Source organism: Vibrio qingdaonensis (assembly GCF_026191675.1).
GTDB lineage: Bacteria > Pseudomonadota > Gammaproteobacteria > Enterobacterales > Vibrionaceae > Vibrio > Vibrio qingdaonensis.
This window is the reverse complement of the sequence record NZ_JAKRRY010000021.1, coordinates 35,541-55,158: the sequence shown is the minus strand read 5'-3', so window position 1 is coordinate 55,158 and position 19,618 is coordinate 35,541. Positions and strand designations below refer to the sequence as shown.

The 19,618-nt window shown below is 45.6% G+C and carries 17 protein-coding genes; 12 read left to right on the top strand and 5 right to left on the bottom strand.

The features are described from left to right. Window positions 1-88: 88 nt before the first annotated feature. The 4 genes from lon (at window position 89) to MD535_RS15405 (ending at window position 5,446) form a co-directional block, all read left to right on the top strand. Window positions 89-2,461 (top strand): endopeptidase La, encoded by a 2,373-nt coding sequence (gene lon / locus MD535_RS15420; RefSeq protein ID WP_265675915.1) that lies wholly within the window; start codon window positions 89-91, stop codon window positions 2,459-2,461. A gap of 194 nt (window positions 2,462-2,655) precedes the next feature. Next, window positions 2,656-2,928 (top strand): HU family DNA-binding protein, encoded by a 273-nt coding sequence (locus tag MD535_RS15415; RefSeq protein WP_102470995.1) that lies wholly within the window; start codon window positions 2,656-2,658, stop codon window positions 2,926-2,928. A gap of 184 nt (window positions 2,929-3,112) precedes the next feature. Beyond that, entirely contained in the window at window positions 3,113-4,972 is a 1,860-nt protein-coding gene (gene ppiD, locus MD535_RS15410) for a peptidylprolyl isomerase (protein WP_265675914.1), read from the top strand. Between the two features lie 180 nt (window positions 4,973-5,152). After that, the gene (locus MD535_RS15405) at window positions 5,153-5,446 is read left to right on the top strand and encodes a ComEA family DNA-binding protein (protein WP_265675913.1); all 294 of its coding nucleotides are present in this window, start codon (window positions 5,153-5,155) and stop codon (window positions 5,444-5,446) included. Here the strand turns inward: MD535_RS15405 and rrtA are convergent. Beyond that, the gene (gene rrtA, locus MD535_RS15400) at window positions 5,438-5,995 is read right to left on the bottom strand and encodes a rhombosortase (protein ID WP_265675912.1); all 558 of its coding nucleotides are present in this window, start codon (window positions 5,993-5,995) and stop codon (window positions 5,438-5,440) included. The two genes, MD535_RS15405 and rrtA, sit on opposite strands and share 9 nt — an antisense overlap. On the opposite strand from rrtA, the gene MD535_RS15395 reads away from it, so the two are divergent. Further along, a complete protein-coding gene (locus MD535_RS15395) occupies window positions 5,994-6,596 on the top strand; it encodes a tRNA-uridine aminocarboxypropyltransferase (protein ID WP_265675949.1) in 603 nt (200 codons plus the stop codon). The two genes, rrtA and MD535_RS15395, sit on opposite strands and share 2 nt — an antisense overlap. Before the next feature lie 26 nt (window positions 6,597-6,622). On the opposite strand, the gene MD535_RS15390 is transcribed toward MD535_RS15395, so the two are convergent. From MD535_RS15390 to MD535_RS15380, 3 genes are all read right to left on the bottom strand, one after another. Then, complete coding sequence (locus MD535_RS15390) at window positions 6,623-7,951, bottom strand: anti-phage deoxyguanosine triphosphatase (protein WP_265675911.1); 1,329 nt, start codon at window positions 7,949-7,951, stop codon at window positions 6,623-6,625. Between the two features lie 111 nt (window positions 7,952-8,062). Then, on the bottom strand, window positions 8,063-8,662 hold the full coding sequence (gene yfbR, locus MD535_RS15385) for a 5'-deoxynucleotidase (RefSeq protein ID WP_265675910.1): 600 nt from the start codon (window positions 8,660-8,662) through the stop codon (window positions 8,063-8,065). A gap of 82 nt (window positions 8,663-8,744) precedes the next feature. Then, window positions 8,745-9,959, bottom strand: a complete 1,215-nt coding sequence (locus MD535_RS15380) for a pyridoxal phosphate-dependent aminotransferase (RefSeq protein ID WP_265675909.1) — start codon at window positions 9,957-9,959, stop codon at window positions 8,745-8,747. A 232-nt stretch (window positions 9,960-10,191) separates the two neighbouring features. On the opposite strand from MD535_RS15380, the gene MD535_RS15375 reads away from it, so the two are divergent. The 7 genes from MD535_RS15375 (at window position 10,192) to MD535_RS15345 (ending at window position 17,819) form a co-directional block, all read left to right on the top strand. After that, entirely contained in the window at window positions 10,192-11,499 is a 1,308-nt protein-coding gene (locus MD535_RS15375) for an isochorismate synthase (protein ID WP_265675908.1), read from the top strand. Further along, the gene (menD, locus tag MD535_RS15370) at window positions 11,496-13,226 is read left to right on the top strand and encodes a 2-succinyl-5-enolpyruvyl-6-hydroxy-3-cyclohexene-1-carboxylic-acid synthase (RefSeq protein ID WP_265675907.1); all 1,731 of its coding nucleotides are present in this window, start codon (window positions 11,496-11,498) and stop codon (window positions 13,224-13,226) included. Before MD535_RS15375 ends, menD begins: the two co-directional genes overlap by 4 nt. Continuing rightward, a complete protein-coding gene (menH, locus tag MD535_RS15365) occupies window positions 13,216-14,070 on the top strand; it encodes a 2-succinyl-6-hydroxy-2,4-cyclohexadiene-1-carboxylate synthase (RefSeq protein WP_265675906.1) in 855 nt (284 codons plus the stop codon). Before menD ends, menH begins: the two co-directional genes overlap by 11 nt. Before the next feature lie 25 nt (window positions 14,071-14,095). Beyond that, window positions 14,096-14,962 (top strand): 1,4-dihydroxy-2-naphthoyl-CoA synthase, encoded by an 867-nt coding sequence (gene menB / locus MD535_RS15360; protein WP_265675905.1) that lies wholly within the window; start codon window positions 14,096-14,098, stop codon window positions 14,960-14,962. Between the two features lie 109 nt (window positions 14,963-15,071). Beyond that, window positions 15,072-16,064 (top strand): o-succinylbenzoate synthase, encoded by a 993-nt coding sequence (menC, locus tag MD535_RS15355; protein WP_265675904.1) that lies wholly within the window; start codon window positions 15,072-15,074, stop codon window positions 16,062-16,064. 31 nt (window positions 16,065-16,095) lie between these two features. Further along, the gene (menE, locus tag MD535_RS15350; RefSeq protein WP_265675903.1) at window positions 16,096-17,565 is read left to right on the top strand and encodes an o-succinylbenzoate--CoA ligase; all 1,470 of its coding nucleotides are present in this window, start codon (window positions 16,096-16,098) and stop codon (window positions 17,563-17,565) included. Window positions 17,566-17,636: 71 nt separating this feature from the next. Continuing rightward, the gene (locus MD535_RS15345) at window positions 17,637-17,819 is read left to right on the top strand and encodes a hypothetical protein (protein ID WP_265675902.1); all 183 of its coding nucleotides are present in this window, start codon (window positions 17,637-17,639) and stop codon (window positions 17,817-17,819) included. Between the two features lie 112 nt (window positions 17,820-17,931). Here the strand turns inward: MD535_RS15345 and MD535_RS15340 are convergent, their stop codons facing one another. After that, the gene (locus MD535_RS15340; RefSeq protein ID WP_265675901.1) at window positions 17,932-19,614 is read right to left on the bottom strand and encodes an SgrR family transcriptional regulator; all 1,683 of its coding nucleotides are present in this window, start codon (window positions 19,612-19,614) and stop codon (window positions 17,932-17,934) included. Window positions 19,615-19,618 lie beyond the last annotated feature (4 nt).

Genomic DNA, 19,618 nt, shown 5'->3' with positions numbered 1-19,618 from the left:
GGATACCTCCTTTTTTTTATTCTTTTATTGAATCCAACGAATACGCCCCCATATACAGAAAATAATACTAAGCGGAAGAGAGAATAATATGAACTTGGAACGTTCCGAGCGTATCGAAATCCCGGTATTGCCTCTGCGCGACGTTGTGGTCTACCCACACATGGTAATTCCTTTGTTTGTTGGCCGCGAAAAGTCCATTAGTTGCTTGGAAGCGGCAATGGATAATGACAAACAAGTCCTACTCGTCGCTCAAAAAGAAGCAGATACTGAAGAACCTACCATTGAAGATCTTTTCACCACAGGCACCGTTGCCACGATTCTTCAATTATTAAAACTTCCAGACGGAACAGTAAAACTTCCAGACGGAACAGTAAAAGTTCTAGTGGAAGGTCAGCAAAGAGCAAAAATCAATCATTACCGTGATGAAGAATTCTTCATGGCGGACGCTGAATTTCTTATTACCCCAGAGCTTGAAGAACGCGAAGAAGAAGTCATCGTTCGTAGTGCTATTGATCAGTTCGAAGGGTTTATTAAGCTAAACAAAAAGATCCCGCCAGAAGTGCTCACGTCACTGAGTGGTATTGATGAGGCTGCACGTCTCGCAGATACGATTGCTGCGCATATGCCACTGAAATTAGTGGATAAGCAACAAGTACTAGAGTTACTTGATGTGTCTGAGCGTTTAGAGTTCTTGATGGGGCAGATGGAGTCTGAAATAGACTTACTGCAAGTTGAGAAGCGTATTCGCGGCCGAGTTAAAAAGCAGATGGAAAAATCACAACGTGAGTACTATCTGAATGAGCAAATGAAAGCGATTCAGAAAGAGCTTGGTGATTTAGACGATGCACCGGATGAATTTGAAGCGCTGAAGGCAAAGATTGAAGAATCCAAAATGCCTCAGGAAGCGAAAGAAAAGACAGAACAAGAGCTGCAAAAGCTTAAAATGATGTCACCAATGTCGGCTGAAGCGACAGTGGTTCGCAGCTATATCGATTGGATGGTCGGCGTACCTTGGGCGAAACGCTCTAAAGTGAAAAAGAACTTGGCGAAAGCTGAGGAAACGCTTAACGAAGACCACTATGGTTTAGAACGTGTTAAAGAGCGCATTCTTGAGTATCTTGCGGTGCAAAACCGTATCAACAAGCTTAAAGGTCCAATCCTTTGTCTTGTTGGTCCTCCAGGCGTTGGTAAAACATCGCTAGGGCGCTCTATTGCGTCAGCTACAGGCCGTAAGTATACACGTATGGCATTAGGTGGGGTTCGAGATGAAGCTGAGATACGCGGTCACAGACGAACGTATATTGGCTCAATGCCGGGTAAGTTGATTCAGAAAATGTCAAAAGTGGGCGTGAAAAACCCATTATTCCTGTTAGATGAAATCGACAAGATGGCCTCTGACATGAGAGGTGACCCTTCATCAGCTTTGCTTGAAGTCCTCGACCCAGAACAAAACAACGCCTTTAACGATCACTATCTAGAAGTGGACTACGATCTGTCTGATGTGATGTTTGTAGCGACGTCTAACTCAATGAATATTCCGGGTCCTTTGCTTGACCGTATGGAAGTGATTCGTTTGTCTGGCTACACCGAAGATGAAAAGCTCAATATTGCTCGTCGTCATTTGGTGGATAAGCAGGTGCAACGTAATGGCTTGAAGCCACACGAAATCGAGATTGAAGATTCAGCGATTATTGGCATTATTCGTTATTATACCCGTGAAGCAGGTGTTCGTAGCCTAGAGCGCGAGATTTCAAAGATCTGTCGTAAAGCGGTGAAGAACATTTTGCTCAACACTGAACTGAAGAAAGTGGTCGTTAATCAAGATAACTTGAAAGAGTTCCTTGGTGTACAACGTTGCGACTTTGGTAAAGCTGACGACAGCAATCGTATTGGTCAGGTAACCGGTCTTGCTTGGACAGAGGTTGGTGGCGATCTACTTACGATTGAAACCGAGTCAATGGTAGGTAAAGGCAAGTTGACCCAAACCGGTTCGCTGGGTGATGTCATGCAAGAGTCTATTCAGGCTGCAATGACAGTGGTACGTGCTCGCGCAGAGAAATTGGGTATTAATACCGATTTTTATGAAAAACGTGATATCCACGTGCACGTTCCTGAAGGAGCAACGCCTAAAGATGGACCAAGTGCGGGTATCGCGATGTGTACCGCTTTAGTGTCTAGTTTAACGGGTAATCCGGTAAAAGCTGAAGTGGCAATGACGGGTGAAATTACTCTTCGTGGCGAAGTACTTCCGATTGGCGGCTTGAAAGAAAAACTCCTTGCGGCGCATCGAGGCGGTATTAAAACCGTGCTGATTCCTAAGGATAATGAACGTGATCTAGAAGAGATTCCTGACAACGTTATTGCCGATTTAAAGGTCATTCCGGTGCAATGGATTGATGATGTACTGGAAGTTGCGCTAGAGCGTTCACCACTTGGCGTCGCATTTGAGCCTGTAAAATAGTGATGTGCTCCAAATTTAGGTAAAAGAAATACGCTGATAAGTAAAAAAAGCTTGTCAGCGTTTTTTTGTCGCACTAACTTTAGCTATGTAACTCTGAACCCTTGATAGACAAGGCTTAGGGTCTTTTATTACTAGAACGGAACTAACGTTACCTTTTTCAAAATAATAACTCGGTAACACTAAGGGGAAACACAGTGAACAAAACTCAATTAGTAGAAAAAATCGCAGAGAACGCAGACCTATCTAAAGCTTCAGCTGGACGTGCGCTAGATGCATTCATCGAAGCAGTAAGCACAACACTAGAAGATGGCGACCAGGTTGCACTAGTTGGCTTTGGTACTTTCAGCGTGCGTACTCGTGCAGCACGTACAGGCCGTAACCCTAAGACGGGTGATGAAATCCAAATCGCAGAAGCAAAAGTACCAGCGTTTAAAGCTGGTAAAGCGCTGAAAGACGCTTGTAACTAATCAATTGTTACAGTTGGAAGTAAATTGATTACCAACTGAGCAAAAATCGAACCTTTTTGGGGTTTGATTGGCTAAAAAGGCCAACCTTTGTTAAATATGCGCATCTTACTGATGCGCATTTCTTTTTCTGATATTATCCTATTCAGTAGAAGATAAACCTTCCTATCTGGAGAGTAATAAAATTATGATGGAGCGAATGCGCGAAGGCGTGAACAGTATCGCTGTTAAGATTATCCTTGGACTCATCATCCTGTCTTTTGTGTTCGCAGGCGTAGGTAGCTACATCGCGGGTGGCAGTGGTAACACCGCAGCAAAAGTTGGCAATGTTGAGATCGGTCGTGGCGAATTCGAGCAGGCTTACCAAAATGAGCGTAATCGAATGCAATCTCAAATGGGCGACTATTTCTCGACGCTCTTGGCTGATCCAAATTATGTGGAATCATTCCGCAAGTCTGTTCTTGATCGCATGATTAACGATGTGCTACTTGAGCAACACGCAGAGTCTTTAGGCCTTCGAATTGGTGACGCTCAGATTCGTCAAATGATTTTAGAAATGCCTCAATTCCAAAGTAACGGAAAGTTTGATCAAGATATTTATCAAGCAACGCTACGACGTGCAGGTTTCAGTGCCGATAGCTTTGCTGAATACTTACGTACAGATTTAGTACGCAACCAACTTCTTTCTGCTTTGCAAGGCAGTGAATTTACGCTTCCTAGCGAAATCGAGTTGCAAAGCCAGCTACTGACTCAAACCCGAGACATTAAGACGTTGACGCTCTCTCTTGCAGAGTTTGCACAGCAAGCGCAGATTACTGACGAAGAAATTCAGCAGTACTACGATGCTAACCCTGCGCAATTTACTCGCCCTGAACAGCTAAAAGTATCTTACGTTGAATTATCTGCTCAAGCGCTAAAAGACAACGTTGAAATTTCAGACGAGCAAATTCAGCAGTACTACGATGAGCACTTAGATAAGTACTCTACGTCGGAGCAGCGTAAAGTCAGTCACATCTTGGTTCAAGGTGATGATGAAGCTAAAGCACAAGCTATCTTAGACGAACTGAATGCAGGGGCTGACTTTGCAACATTGGCGCAAGAGAAATCTGAAGACATCGGCAGTGCTGAAGAAGGCGGTTCTTTAGGTTGGATCGAGCGTGACGTTATGGACCCTGCATTTGAAGAAGCCGCGTTTGGGCTTAAAAATGTCGGTGACGTAACAGCGCTAGTGAAATCTGACTTTGGTTATCACATCATTAAACTTGATGAAATCAAAGCTTCAGAGTCTAAGCCTTTAGCTGAAGTCAAAGATGAAATTTCTGCAGAGCTGGTTGATCAACTTGCGGTTGATGATTTTTATAACTTACAAAATGAGTTGGAAAAAATCGCCTTTGAATACCCTGATTCACTTGATGATGCTGCCGCTGCAATTAAGCAAAATGTAGTAACAACAGACTTTATCTCACTATCAGAATTGCCAGACGTACTACAGAACCAATCAGTAGTACAAGCGCTTCAATCACCTGAAGTGAAGGAAGACGGCTTGAACTCTGAGGCAATGGAAGTCGCGCCAGAACATATTGTAGTTGTTCGTGTCGAAGACATTCGTGCTGAAACCGTATTACCTCTTGATGAAGTAAAAGCGCAAGTGATCTCACAACTAGCAAGCGTGAAAGGTGAGCAAGCGGCGATGGAGCTTGGCGTTCAACTCGTTAACGAACTCAAAGAAGGCAACACTGACGCTCTGACGGAGAACCAGTTAAGCTTTGGTGAGCTTGAAACGATTGATCGTAGTTCAGCACTGGCTGGTACCGTCTTTGCAATGACGAAACCAGCAGAAGGCGCGTTGACCTTTGCTCAAGCGAAAGACGCGGACGGCAATGTCGTAGTGGTAGAGCTGAGTAAAGTGGCGTCAAATGCTGATCCTATGTATAACGAGCAAATTAGTGCTCAGATGGAGCGTGCTGCAACTCAACAAGACTTAGCATCAGTGCTAACGATTCTGCGTAAAAACACAGAGATTGAGTACTTCATTGTTTCTGAGTAAATGTTGTTGAGTAACTCGCTGAGCTGACGAGAAACCCTCGTGAGATCACGAAAACAATGCAACTGATAGTCGAATAAAAACGGGTCGCGAAAGCGGCCCGTTTTATTTTAGGTATTGTCATCTGGTCATTCTTGATGCTGAGTGTATTTTGAGGAATCACTAATCAGAGAGGGATCAGAAATGAAAGTATTGCTGTCAGTTTGGCTTATTGTATTGTGTGCATTGAGTCCACTATCAACGAGCTTCGCCGCCAAAGCCGATAAGCTAGAAGGCATCGAAATTACCGTTAATGTGAATCAAGCAACACCAGAAGAAATTGCCGCGTTACTTAACGGCATTGGTATTGAAAAAGCAAAAAGTATTGTTGAGTATCGCGATACGCACGGCGACTTCAAAACCATTGATGACCTGACGCAAGTGAAAGGCGTGGGGCCTGCTACGGTTGAAAAAAACCGTGCCAGAATCTTATTGTAAATGACGTTTTTGATATAGCCAGTACAATAACGCAAACGTAAATCCAGCGCCCACGCCGATTGCGTGGGCCTCGGTTGCCACATTGGCAGCAATCAAATCTTGTGTGGAGGCTGACGCACCAAATACCGATTCCCACCCCACCTTTATGCTCACGCCCAGCACCAACCACACACTGCTCATTCTTCCGGATAGCCACTCGGTCAATGCCCAGTAGGCAAACAGGCCGTGCAAGACGCCAGAGAGTCCCAAGTAGGCATCAAGGGGCGTGACTAGCAAGCCAACCCCCACAGAGAGCGATAATAGTGCGAGCAGGGTATACAGCGCTTTTGTGGTGGGTTTAAATAAATAGCAAATCACGACAAGTCCTGCCATATTCATCGCTAAATGAGCAAGGTTGGTGTGAGAGAAATTTCCTGTTACTATCCGCCACCATTCACCGTTATAAATAGCCTCACGATGCCACACGGCCCAATTTTGGAGATCGGGTATTTGTAACACCATGCAAAGTAGTAAGATGAGAGCCAGTCTTATGACGAAAGAAAAGGTCATGTTGCGATATTGTCCTCAATGTTTTAAGGCAAAGCGTGCCTGTATCTGTCAATGGATTACATCAATTAACAGCCGATCTGAATTGATTATCTTGCAGCATCCAAGTGAGGAAAAACGCCCACTTGGAACCGCTAAAATACTGCAGCTGTCCTTGCCTTCGACACAGGTATTCATTGGTGAAGACTTTTCAGATGATACTGCACTTAACGCATTATTGGCAGATGACAGTGTTCGAACTTGCGTGTTATTTCTTGGTGAGCAATCTCAGCCACTAGAGCAGCTCGATCAAACCCATGACACACGTCCGTTTCGTATTATTTTACTCGATGGTACATGGAAAAAGGCCTATAAGATTTGGACGTTATCAACGAACCTTCATAAGCTGCCAATGGTGCAATTACCAACGGATCTTGAAGGCGATTATCGTATTCGAAAAGCCCCAACGAGTAATGCTTTGTCAACAGTGGAAGCGGGCTACCATATTTTATCTATTCTCGAGCCTGAGCAAGATTTTTCCGCGCTACTTTTTGCGTTTAACCAAATGATTGAGTTTCATATCTCGCAGATGCCACCAGGAGTTTTCGAGCGAAATTACGAATAGACGACCAATGTGAATAAGGGCTGTCATTAATGCGAATGCGCCGCAAATAATTGTTGGTGCATTTTTTGTGCGTAGCCGTCAGTCATCGCAGAAATATAATCGGCGATGACTCGCATTCCGTTCCCCTCTTGCGCTTGAGCATTCAACCAAATCTCTTTTGTGGACTCGGGTAACAAGCGAGCTGGATCCGCACTGAACGCTTCAAAAAGATCCATAATAATCTGCTGACCTTTATACTCAAAAATCTGAACCCGTGGCACTTGTATAACGTGCTCACTAACAAATTGTTTGAGGATGGTGAGTACATGCGCCATTTCAGGTTCTAAGAAGGCATTGAACTGAAGCAAAGGCGAATCAAAGGCAATATCAGCATGCGGTGTGATACAAATGCTCGTGAGTAACGCGTTTACAATGCCCCCAATGGCGTCTTTTCTTTGGTAATGTTTGCCAGAGAATAGCAACTCAGTAATGGCATCAAAATGCTGCGTAAACCATGAATTAGCTTGTAAAGACAGTTGACCTTCAATACTGGCTCGCCAAACCTCCTTATTGATTAACTCAAGCACAATGGCATCTTCGAGGTCGTGAACCCCATAAGCAATATCATCCGCCAACTCCATAATGGAGCAGTCTAGAGATTTGAATTTGGTTTTGTGGTGCTGGTGACATTTCGGTAGTGGTGTACGCATTTGTTGTAACTGCGATTGGTCACTTTGGCTGAGTGGCTGTGTGACCCATTCAAATTGCGCGTTATCTTGGTCATAAATGCCTTTAGCCGGTGACCAGTCTTTGGCTTTTAACTGACGTTGATGTGCGACAGGCTCTGGCTGAATTCTTGCGCAGGTTTGGCTCAAGTATGCAGGATACTTGAGCAAGCCAAGTAATGTTCGGCGAGTTAAGTTCATCCCGTTATGTTCGGTGTAGGGCTCAAGCTGTGACACGATCCGAAATGTCTGGGCGTTGCCTTCAAAGCCGCCAAAGTCTCTCATCATATAGTTTAACGCGACTTCACCACCATGTCCGTATGGGGGGTGACCTATATCATGTGCAAGGCATAGCGTTTCAATTAAAGCATCACTAGGTAAAATGTCTAGGTACTCAGGCTGCTTTTGACGCAACTGAGAAACAATACCAGAGCCAATTTGTGCCGCCTCAAGTGAGTGTGTAAGGCGAGTTCGATGAAAGTCATTGCCTCCGGTGCCATGAACCTGTGTTTTAGCTTGCAGGCGACGAAAAGCGGCAGAATGCAGGACTCGGGCTCTATCTCTTTGATAAGGGTCCCTATGATCATTCCTGCGTAGTTTGTGCTCATCACTGTGTCTTGATTGCCAAATCAACGGTTGTTCTAGCTGCATTGGGTTACCACTCTCATTACGCTCTATCGTGTCGCTTTTTCAGGGAACGGCGACGGAGATATTAGGTTTCTATTCGCTGCCTTGCCGCTTCGCGTCTTAATTAGAGGCGGGTCAACTGATCTCATCGAGCGATAGTTCAAAGCTCGGGGCAAAGGTATGCAGGAAATAATTCATTTCCTCAGTTGCTATGGATTCAAGTGTTTGGTCGAGTCGTTTTTTCGCTAACGCAAATTCGTGATTGCCCGCACTGAGTTCTTCAAGACATTTGAGATAAGCACAAAGAGAATCGGCTTGTTTGACGATTTTAGTGTCTTCTTCATAAGCGCTAGTAGAAACGAGAAAGGGCTTAAAATCTTCTTGAAACTCTTCAGGCAACATGGACAGAAGTTTTAACTCGGCGGCGGCTTCAATTTTTTTATATTCTTTGGCGATTTCAGGGTTGTAGTATTTTACAGGGGTGGGGAGGTCGCCGGTTAACACTTCACTGGTATCGTGATACATGGCTAAGATGGCAATGCGTTCGGGGTTGGTTTTTCCACCAAACTTTTTGTTTTTTATTATCGCGAGTGCATGCGCGACAAACGCAACTTGAAGGCTGTGCTCGGAGATGTTTTCGTTGGATACGGAACGCATTAAAGGCCAGCGTTGTATGAGCTTCATCCGTGCTAAGTGGGCAAAAAAGTGGCTTTCTTTGAGACAACTGTTTTCCATTGGGCAACCTCCCTAAAAAAATGCCGCACCTCACAGTGCGGCATTCAATAAGAATAGGCTTATTAATAACAATATGAAAGAGTTACTGGCTATATGTTGTTAGGAATTTTTCAAATCGCCCAATGGCTAATTCTAGATCTTCGACATGCGGCAGTGTCACAATGCGGAAGTGATCGGGTTTTGGCCAGTTAAAGCCAGTGCCTTGTACTAGCAGTACTTTTTCTTGTTTGAGAAAGTCGAGTACCATGCGTTGATCATCTTTGATGTTGTACATCTTAGTGTCAATTTTGGGGAACAAGTACATGGCGCCTTTCGGCTTCACACAAGAAATACCAGGGATCTGTGTGATGAGGTCGTACGCGCGATCTCGTTGCTCAAGCAATCGACCACCGGGCAGAATAAGCTCATTAATACTTTGGTATCCACCAAGCGCGGTTTGAATGGCATGTTGCATAGGCACGTTGGCACAAAGTCGCATGGAGGCGAGCATTTCTAGACCTGCAATGTAGCCAACCGCATGCTCTTTTGGCCCGGTTAAAAACATCCAACCGCCACGGAAGCCACAAACACGGTACGACTTAGACAAACCATTAAAGGTTAAAACCAGTACATCTTCAGCAAGTGTTGCCACTGGAATATGTGTTGCGCCATCATAAAGCACCTTGTCATAAATCTCGTCAGCAAAAATAATCAGTTTATGCTGGCGAGCAATTTCGATCACTTCAAGCAAAAAGTCGCGACTGTAGACAGCACCGGTTGGGTTGTTCGGGTTAATGAGAACGATGCCGCGTGTTTTCGGTGTAATCTTTTTCTTAATATCATCTAGGTCTGGGTACCAATCCGCTTCCTCATCGCAGAGGTAGTGAACGGGCGTGCCGCCAGATAGAGAAACCGCTGCTGTCCATAAAGGGTAGTCAGGAGCGGGAACTAACATTTCATCTCCGTTGTTTAACAGAGCTTGCATCGCCATTACAATAAGCTCAGATACGCCATTGCCGATATAGACGTCTTCAACATCTAAACTGTGAATGCCTTTCTTTTGATAGTGTTGCACCACAGCTTTACGAGCGGAGTAAATACCTTTGGAATCACAATAACCTTGCGATGTTGGTAAATTTCTTATCACATCGACTAAGATTTCATCGGGGGCGTCAAAACCAAAGGGGGCGGGGTTTCCTATATTTAGTTTCAGGATTTTATGCCCCTCTTCCTCCATGCGCTTAGCATGTTTGAGTACTGGTCCTCGAATGTCGTAGCAGACATTATCGAGTTTTGACGACATCTCGATATTTTTCATTGTTATGTTCCTAAAAATCCGATAATTTCTTTACCAAATTACACCAGATTGCGTTTTTATAGAATAAAAATCTAAGAAAACTCACAAATAAAGTGTTGATATGAATCTGGTTGTGACGTGCTACAACACGTGGCTAGCAAATTAGGGTAATGGCGCTTGATCTATCCTGTAGGTATAAATACAGTAGCTTCTGTATTACTGATTAAATTAAAGAAATCGTTTTGAGGTTGATTTGTCTCATTTAGAACAAGCTATTATCCAGCTTCTTGATAAGTTGAAGAGTGTACCGCCGGGTACGAAGCGTCTCGAACAACCATTGGATGGTAAACCCAAGTCATCAAGTATTGACTGGTTAGATGTGCAACCTCATTATCCTAAGTTCTACTGGCAGTCGCGAGATACTCGTGAAGAAGTCGTGGCTTTGGGGCAGTTACATACGTTTTCTGAACCCGCGCCTGCGTACGCGATCTTAGATCATAATCAACGCGTATGGGGTGGACGCTCTTTTGATGGTCATACGGCCAAGAACCGCCGTTGCATGCCTGCTTTCTTTTTTCTTCCGCAAATAGAACTGATTCGTTTTGATAAAGGTTGGCGTTTAGCAGTCAATATCGGGACAAACGTTGATATATCAATACGAGCTCTCCAGCGGCTGATTGTTTCTCATCAGGACTTGCCTCCTATTTCTACCTCGGTAGTAGCGATGACGCACACCCCTACAGAAGAAAAATGGGGTCAGTTAGTTGATGATGTGTTGCAGGGAATTCAGCACAATAAATTTAAAAAAGTGGTACTGGCACGCAAAACGTCAATTGATCTGCAAACGCCAATTTCTCCCGCTCAACTGCTAAAAGCCAGTTATTTGAACAACCATCATAGCTTTCACTTTTTAATGGCGCTGTCTCCCAAGCATAGCTTTGTTGGGTCAACACCCGAACGTTTGTATCGACGCCGTGGGCAAGAGCTGGAGACGGAAGCATTAGCTGGAACGATAGGTCGAGGAGGGAATGCCTCTCATGACATGCAATTATCTAACTGGCTAACCCAAGACGTTAAAAATATTAATGAAAATCAGTATGTCGTGGATGATATTCAGCAAAGCTTGGCGCCGCATTCACGCATGGTTGCGATAGAAGAAGAGCTTCGTTTGGTTCGTCTGCGAAAAGTTCAGCATCTGAAACGTAACATTCATGCCCAACTTAAGGCCGGAATTAATGGCGTGCAGTTGTTGCAAGCGTTGCAACCAACGGCGGCGGTGGCGGGTTTACCGCGTCAGGCTGCGATGCAGTACATAGAGCAAAATGAACCTTTTGCTCGTGGCTGGTATGCCGGCTCTGTCGGGTATCTTAGTCACGATGGTGCCGAGTTTTGTGTGGCGATTCGTAGTGCATTGATCGTTGAAGACCAATTGCAACTGTTTGCGGGCGCAGGCATTGTTCCCGGTTCTGTTGCTGAGCACGAATGGCAAGAGCTGGATAAAAAAATGTCGACCTTGCTTAGCCTGATTACTGAGCATCCGTTACTTGGAGTGGCATCATGATGGCACACCAAGCCGCATTAAATCGGGTGTGGACAAAGGTCATGTTGGAGGCGCTGTATCGACAAGGGGTACGCCACCTTTGCATTGCTCCCGGCTCTCGCTCCACACCGTTAACATTAGAAGCGGTCGCACACGGTGGTTTTACCTTGCATACCCATTTTGATGAACGTGGGTTGGGTTTTCTCGCGCTGGGGCTAGCAAAAGCGACCAATAACGCGGTCGCGGTTATTGTCACGTCAGGCACTGCGGTGGCTAATCTACTGCCTGCTGTTGCCGAGTCTATGCTGACCAAAGAACCGCTGATATTGCTGACGTCTGACCGTCCGATCGAGCTGGTGGAGTGCGGCGCAAACCAAGCCATAGTGCAAACGGATATTTTTTCTCATCACGTGACCAAATATGTCGGGTTGCCTTCTCCTAATACCGCTGTTTCATTAAATTGGCTGCTAACCACCATTGATTCGGCGTTTGTCTCGCAACAGCAAAATGGTGGAAGCATTCACATCAACTGTCCTTACCCAGAGCCATTGTACGGCGGGGAAGACCAATCGATGTTTGAGGCGTATCGAGGCTCAATCAAAAGCTGGCTGGCAAGTGATGATGTTTATGTGCGATATGAATTACCTGTCGTTGGTGATTATAGTGAGAGCGTAAATAGGCTGGGTCTAGAGGCGAAAAAAGGGGTCATTCTTGTTGGGAATACGAGCTTGACTATCGCCAATCAGGCGGCCGCGTTGGCTCAATCGTTGGGGTGGCCGATTTTGTTTGACCCTCAATCGGGTCAAGGTGGCGATTGGCAACATTATGATCTTTGGTTGCAAAATCAAGTAGCACATCAGCATCTTTCACAAGCCGATTTTGTCTTGCAAGTTGGTGCCAGGTTTGTGTCTAAAAGGCTTAACCAATGGTTAAAGGAACAAGTGACCAGCGGCACCCGCTGCGTCTTGCTCAGTGAGCATTGGGATCGTATCAACCCTGACCATTTGCCGATGACACATTTGTCGGTGAATATAAAGCAGTGGCTAGGGGATGCATTGGCGATGTTAACGTCACCTCAATATGCACACTGGGGAGATGATTTGACTCGGTTTGCCTCTGCGACCCAACATTTATCGGCTCCGAGTGAAACAATAAGTGAATTGGATGTCGCGAAAAGTACGCAGGGTTTACCCGAAGGGATACCGTTGTTCTTGGGTAATAGTCTTATTGTTCGGCTTGTTGATATGGTGTCTTCGATTCATGGACGTCGTACTTATAGCAATCGCGGCGCGTCAGGAATTGATGGGCTAGTGGCGACGGCGAGTGGTGTTGCTCGTGCCGAAGAGTCGCCAATTGTGATGTATCTCGGTGATACCTCGCTCTTATATGATTTGAATTCGTTAGCGTTGTTTAGTCATTCAACGAAGCCGAACGTCATAGTGGTCACGAACAATGATGGTGGCGCGATTTTTGATTTACTTCCGGTTCCCGTGGAACAAAAAGTCGCTTGCTATCAAATGCCTCATGGTTTCACGTTCCAGCATGCGGCTGCGCAATTTGGGTTGCAGTATTGCCAGCCTCAATCAAGTGATGAGCTTGAGTCGACGCTGCTTAATCACTTAGCGAACGGTACAAAGACGCTCTTGGTGGAAGTGAACACGCCTAGCGAAGAAGTCGGCGGTCACATTCGTTCGCTTGCCCAGCAGGTGAAAGCGTTGAAACTCCCGCACTTGCATCATGCCGAATAACGATCATTTACTAAACTCCCATTTACTGAGCACGCGGTTCCTGCCGGGATGCCAACCGCACACGCATCGACCTATATTGGTCTTTGTGCATGGCTTTCTTGGTTCGACCGATGATTGGTGTAACGTCACCGATGAGCTGACGGATTACCCACGTTTGCTCCTAGACTTGCCAGGACATGGCTTAAGTGCCCACGTCACATGCTCTGGGTTTGAAGAGGCAAGTTCGTTACTGGGTATGGCAATTCAACGTGCTTTAGATGAATACCAAATTGACCCAGTGACCCCCGTGTGTCTAATTGGCTATTCATTGGGGGCGCGATTGCTGATGTATCGCTTAACGATGGACCATCCAGAGACATGGTGTACAAACCCAATTTTAGGGCTGGTCATTGAAGGCGGCAATTTTGGCCTGCAAAGCCATGATGAGCGTCAGCAACGCCTAATGGCGGATCAAGTCTGGGCAAGACGCTTTCAGAATGAAAAAATTGCAGAGGTTTTAGCCGACTGGTACCAACAGCCGGTGTTTTCTTCATTAAATCATGAGCAAAGACAACTTTTGATCGTGAAGCGAAGTGTTAACCTAGGCAACAAATTAAGTGCGATGCTTGATAGCACCTCATTAGGGCGGCAGCCGTACTTACTAGACAAAGTGCAACAACTGAGTTTTGACTCCGGTCATACGCCGTTATTCATCAGTGGTGCAAATGATACTAAGTTCACTGCACTGGCAAGGCTTAGCGGCCTAAATCATCACGTGGTTCCGCATGCGGGACATAACGTTCATAAAGAGCACCCTAAGGCGTTTACCTCAGCTCTGCTCAAGTATATAAACACACCGAACTAAACGGTGGCTAACATTGGAACATACCATGGCAAAAACAGTTGGATTAACCGAAGAAGAACTTTATGCACCCGTAAATTGGGCTGACGTTACTTGTGACTTTGAAGATATTCAATATCACAAATCTGAAGATGGTATTGCGAAAATTACTATTGCACGACCACAAGTTCACAATGCATTCACGCCTCGTACCGTTCAAGAAATGATCCGTGCGTTAGCCGATGCGCGCTATGATGAAAATGTTGGTGTAATTATCTTAACGGGCTTGGGTGAAAAGGCATTTTGTTCCGGTGGGGACCAGTCCGTTCGTGGTGACTACGGTGGTTACCAAGATGATACGGGGACGCACCACTTAAATGTTCTCGATTTTCAGCGTCAGATCCGCACCTGTCCTAAGCCAGTGATTGCTGCTGTAGCAGGTTGGGCGGTAGGTGGTGGTCACGTGTTACACATGATGTGTGATTTGACTATTGCCGCAGACAACGCCCAATTTGGTCAAACTGGCCCGAAAGTCGGCTCGTTTGACGGTGGTTGGGGGGCTTCTTATATGGCGCGTATCGTTGGCCAAAAGAAAGCGCGTGAAATCTGGTTTTTGTGTCGTTTTTACGATGCTCAAGAAGCGGTGGACATGGGGCTGGTTAACACCGTGGTTCCTGTTGCTGATCTAGAAAAAGAATCGATTCGTTGGTCGCGTGAAGTGCTGCAACACAGCCCAATGGCGCTGCGCTGCCTCAAAGCGGCACTCAATGCTGATTGTGATGGTCAGGCGGGTCTGCAAGAGCTTGCGGGCAATGCCACCATGATGTTCTACATGACGGAAGAAGGTCAAGAAGGGCGCAATGCGTTTAACGAGAAACGTCGTCCTGATTTCCATAAATTCCCACGTAACCCTTAAGCGACAACCGTAATAACGCCGCTCTTTTTGATTGAAAGAGCGGCCGACAACACCTATCTTCAATGCTTCTAACTTGTTCAAAATAACACTTAAACGCGGAATGTCGACCATGAGACAAGCAAAGCTTTATCGCTACACGCTACCGATGGACAGTGGCGTGATCTTACGAGATACCAAACTCACCTCACGTGAAGGGTGGGTTGTTGAACTGATTGAAAACGGCAAACATGCGTTGGGCGAGATCGCACCGCTACCGGGTTTTAGTCAAGAGTCATTACAAGAAGCTGGCATTCAAGCGCAGCAATACCTTGAATTATGGGTGAAAGAAGGCCATCTCGACTCTGATCTTGACGAGTGTTTCCCTTCAGTGGCATTTGGCTTATCGTGCGCGGTAATGGATCTGGCTAATCGCTTACCGATCAGTGGCAATTATCAGGCGGCGCCGTTATGTTCGGGTGATCCTGATGATCTTCTTCCTATCCTCAATACGATGCCCGGTCATAAAGTCGCAAAGATTAAAGTGGGTATGTACGAAGCGATTCGTGATGGCATGATCGTCAGTCTATTCTTGGAGTCCATCCCTGATTTGACGTTGAGGTTGGACGCCAATCGAGCATGGAGCCTTGAAAAAGCCAACAAATTTGCTTCTTACATCTCGCCATCGCTGCGCCAGCGTATCGCTTTTATTGAAGAGCCGTGCAAAACACCGGGTGATAGCCTCTCTTTTGCCATTGATACGGGAATAGCGATAGCGTGGGATGAAACGTTACAAGAAGCGGTGCGAGCATCGGATTTTTCGGTCCGCTCGTTAACTGGAGTAAAAACGCTGATTATGAAACCGACATTGGTCGGTAGTTTAGAGAAATGTATGTCGCTGATTGAAGCGGCGCATCAGCACGGTATCCAAGTGGTTATTAGCTCGAGTTTAGAAAGCAGTATCGGTCTTAATCACCTTGCTCGTTTTTCTCAATGGCAACTTCCAAATGAAACGCCGGGTCTTGATACGATGCAGTTGTTTGCCGCCCAACTTGAAGTGACGTGGCCAAAATGTCGACTTCCTGTCTCAACACTGGATGAACAGACGTTGTACTGGCAGTCGTAGCGAAGTGGCAAATTATGGAGACCATGAGCGCGTGAACGTATGGACAGCGTGGGCGCAGCACAAGCCTAATGATACTGCGGTAGTGACGGTAAACCGCACCTACACTTGGCAACAGATCCAGAAAACAGTACAGCAATATCAACAGTGCTTAATTAACGAGGGCGTACAAACTCACGACGTGGTGTGCCTAGTAGGGCGAGCCGAAATCGACCTTGTGTTCGCTTATTTGGCGTGTGTCGCTCATGGTGCGATACCGGCGATGGTCTCGACATCAGCAAATATAAATGACCGGCTAGAGACGCTATACAAAGCGAACGAGAAGGCCTACCTATGGGATTGCTCCGATTCAGGTATCGATTTTACTGCGCAGAGTCTGACAAGAGACTGTCGTTCAATACGTCTGCATTCACTCGAGCATAAATCGCACCTTGAGAAAAGGGCGTCACTTGAGGTGTTCAGCGATACTGATCTAAACCAACGCGCCTCGATTATTTTTACCTCAGGATCGACCGGTCAACCTAAAGCGGTCGTTCACACGGTTGAGCAGCACCTAGCATCCGCAAGAGGATTGTTAGAGCGGTTTACGTATCGTGACACCGACAGCTGGCTGCTTAGCCTACCTATGTTTCACGTCTCCGGTTTGGCGATTATCTGGCGTTGGCTATCCGTCGGTGCACAGTTAAAACTTGCCAGTGGTGTATTTAGCCAAGACATCGTGGATGTCAGTCATGCGTCTTTGGTTGTCACGCAGCTGAAACGAATTATCGATCAGCGTATTCCCAATCAGCTTAAACGCGTGTTACTGGGTGGCAGTCATATCCCTGCAGATTTGATCCAACAAGCTCAAGCTTTGGGCATTGAAATGTGGATGGGGTACGGCATGACAGAAACCGCATCAACCGTCACGGCCAAGCTCGTTGACCAACAGTATTCTTCTGGTACCGCCTTACCCAATCGACAAGTTAAGTTACAAGATCAGCGCATACAGGTCAGAGGGGCAGTATTGTCTCAAGGCTACTTCTATCAAGGACACCTTCGAGCGCTGGCATTAACGGATGGGTGGTTTGATACCGGGGATCTGGGGCGCTGGAGTGAAAATCATGAGCTGCTTGTGACTGGACGAGCAGACAATTTGTTTATCTCAGGTGGGGAAAATATCCACTGTGAAGAGATAGAAGCGGTATTAAATCGACTTCCCAATATTATTCAGGCCATTATCGTACCTGTTGGCTGCGATGAGTTTGGTGCGCGTCCCGTTGCCGTAATACAAAGCTCAAATATCAATAGTGATGACTCAGAAATGAGTCCATGCGAATGGAGCTCAGATGAAAAGTTAGTAATGAACCAACGACTTAAAGGCACTGGTTTAGAGGCGTTTAAATATCCTGTCGCGTATTATCATCTACCAGAATCATTGGCGTCGTCAGGTATTAAAATATCAAGGGCACAAGTTAAAATCTGGCTATCAAGCGCGCAGTCTGACTATGTGGTTATTTCATAGTCCAAAACGGAATTTTCTCTTTGGTCATTGCTCACCATAATGTCTCTAGGATAATGACGTGAGCAAATGGAATGAATATAACTCTTGGAATAGCAATTGTGCTGCAGATTTTACTGGCACTCTCCACGGAAGGGCTGCCACGGGCAATGGCGGAGCTCACCGCATTCATTCTCACCGTTGTGTTGTTCGTTAGTGTAAAGCGCCGTACAACATCGTCGACTAAACCGCCTCAATCAATGCTCAGCAGTAAATGAATAAAAAAACGATACTTTTTTCGCATGTATGTTAGTCGGTTATTCGCAATCAATTCGGTATTTAAACGGTACGATGCATGCCATGTTGCTCATCCATTGTAATGACATACTTTTAACGCTGATGATCGCGCTTATCAAACCATAGGTCAGATAAATTCATCAGACCGAGCGAATCCGTACTTTCTCCTCGAAGTGACTCATGGGTGGTGAACGAAACGGTTTTCCCCCACAGAGGAACAATGAAGTGTTTCTGCTTACATACTTCTTCAATATCTAAAAATAGCTGAGATAAGTGGCTGGAATGTGCAATCGCATCTTTCCATTGCTTATGAAGAACGGGAGGAAGTAACTGCTCAGTCATTTTATTAGCAAGCAACCAATAAAACTGGTCAAGTAATATGTCATGACCAAACAAATAGTCGTTTAGCCAGACATCCGCTTCGCTTAATTCATTGGTGGGTTTTAGAGTCGCACCAGTACTTGATAGGCTCTCTAACATTGCCGCTAAGGCACTATTTTCATTATTCCAATAGGTTATTGTTTCCCCCCTTAATGCGGAGTGTTCATTTGAGTCTAGATCACTCGTTGCCAAATATGTTGATGTATTAAAGTCGTCGCCAAACAGATTCTGACACGACAGTTGGGTTGATTGAGAGGTAGAAAAGTGCTGATGTGAGGTACGTTTTAACCTTGATGCCAGTTGTTCTCGGACATGAACGGGAACATGGTGAGCAATACACACCGCTTGGCACCCTTTTAGTCGGTAATGGGTGGTACGCTTTGAGTGGGCTTGTCGTTCCTTTTCACTGTGCATTGCAACCTCGGTTTGAACACTGATATTATTTTGTTCAAGCTGGTCAGTCATATTCGAATCCGCCACCCAGAAATCCGCTCGTTTTAGTATCCCGTGTACCCCAAAGTATTGCTCGTTCTTAATTAGCGACCAGTGTTCAGGAAGGCGAGTCTCCCAGCGATAGCATCCTGTGCCAAATGGAAACTCTGGGTCACGCTCATTATCCAAATAAACACTACAATGAATGTCAGCTAACGCATGCAAAAATATCGGGTCATCATGATGCAAAGTGACTTCAAGCCAACGTTTGTTGACTGACACCGATTTTACACTCGTGAATAACGGTGTATGTTTGGTGAGTTTGATCATGTGGCTCTTTACATGTTCTGGTGTCAGTAACTCGCCATTATGGAAATAGACGTCCGGACGAATTCGAAAAAAGTAAGTGTTATTCGATTGGTAGAACTGGTGTGCTAAGTGAGGAATAAAGGTATCGCTTACAGAGTTGAATCGGATTAACGTATCAAACATCGCATTCACGTATATCCCAGACTGAAGTTCTGTCATCGTCATAGGGTGGCAAGGAGGTAATGAATAACCCACCAATCCATTGAGTTCATCAGAGCGCTCAAGGTCATCAGAATATACTTTTAACCATTCTGGCAGTTTTTGTTTGAAAATATGTTGATAGTGAAAAATAGTCGCGTACTTAAAAGCTTCGTTTAGCCCGCCATTTTGTATCATTATTTTCAATTGCTCAGTGAGTAGGTCCTGAAACGAGCACAGAATTAACAGCGTAGATTTATTGCCACGACCTTTCCCCGGGTGCCACTCTACCCAACCTAAAGACGCTAGGTTATTCATTATCTTAGTGACATTCCGCGTTGAACATACGAACACGTCTGATAGCTGATTTTTATCTACAATGGCGCGGGTGAGATGAAACCGTTGCTCCAATTGCTTAAGGCGTTGTAATTGAATGACGTTGCCAGACTTGTCCACAAAA

Bases quoted from the DNA above. Each gene is read 5' to 3' on its own strand.
- lon (WP_265675915.1), top strand. From the start codon at position 89: ATGAACTTGGAACGTTCCGAGCGTATCGAAATCCCGGTATTGCCTCTG.
- ppiD (WP_265675914.1), top strand. From the start codon at position 3,113: ATGATGGAGCGAATGCGCGAAGGCGTGAACAGTATCGCTGTTAAGATT.
- MD535_RS15405 (WP_265675913.1), top strand. From the start codon at position 5,153: ATGAAAGTATTGCTGTCAGTTTGGCTTATTGTATTGTGTGCATTGAGT.
- MD535_RS15395 (WP_265675949.1), top strand. From the start codon at position 5,994: ATGTTGCGATATTGTCCTCAATGTTTTAAGGCAAAGCGTGCCTGTATC.
- rrtA (WP_265675912.1), bottom strand. From the start codon at position 5,995: ATGACCTTTTCTTTCGTCATAAGACTGGCTCTCATCTTACTACTTTGC.
- MD535_RS15390 (WP_265675911.1), bottom strand. From the start codon at position 7,951: ATGCAGCTAGAACAACCGTTGATTTGGCAATCAAGACACAGTGATGAG.
- yfbR (WP_265675910.1), bottom strand. From the start codon at position 8,662: ATGGAAAACAGTTGTCTCAAAGAAAGCCACTTTTTTGCCCACTTAGCA.
- MD535_RS15380 (WP_265675909.1), bottom strand. From the start codon at position 9,959: ATGAAAAATATCGAGATGTCGTCAAAACTCGATAATGTCTGCTACGAC.
- menD (WP_265675907.1), top strand. From the start codon at position 11,496: ATGATGGCACACCAAGCCGCATTAAATCGGGTGTGGACAAAGGTCATG.
- menH (WP_265675906.1), top strand. From the start codon at position 13,216: ATGCCGAATAACGATCATTTACTAAACTCCCATTTACTGAGCACGCGG.
- menB (WP_265675905.1), top strand. From the start codon at position 14,096: ATGGCAAAAACAGTTGGATTAACCGAAGAAGAACTTTATGCACCCGTA.
- menC (WP_265675904.1), top strand. From the start codon at position 15,072: ATGAGACAAGCAAAGCTTTATCGCTACACGCTACCGATGGACAGTGGC.
- MD535_RS15345 (WP_265675902.1), top strand. From the start codon at position 17,637: ATGAATATAACTCTTGGAATAGCAATTGTGCTGCAGATTTTACTGGCA.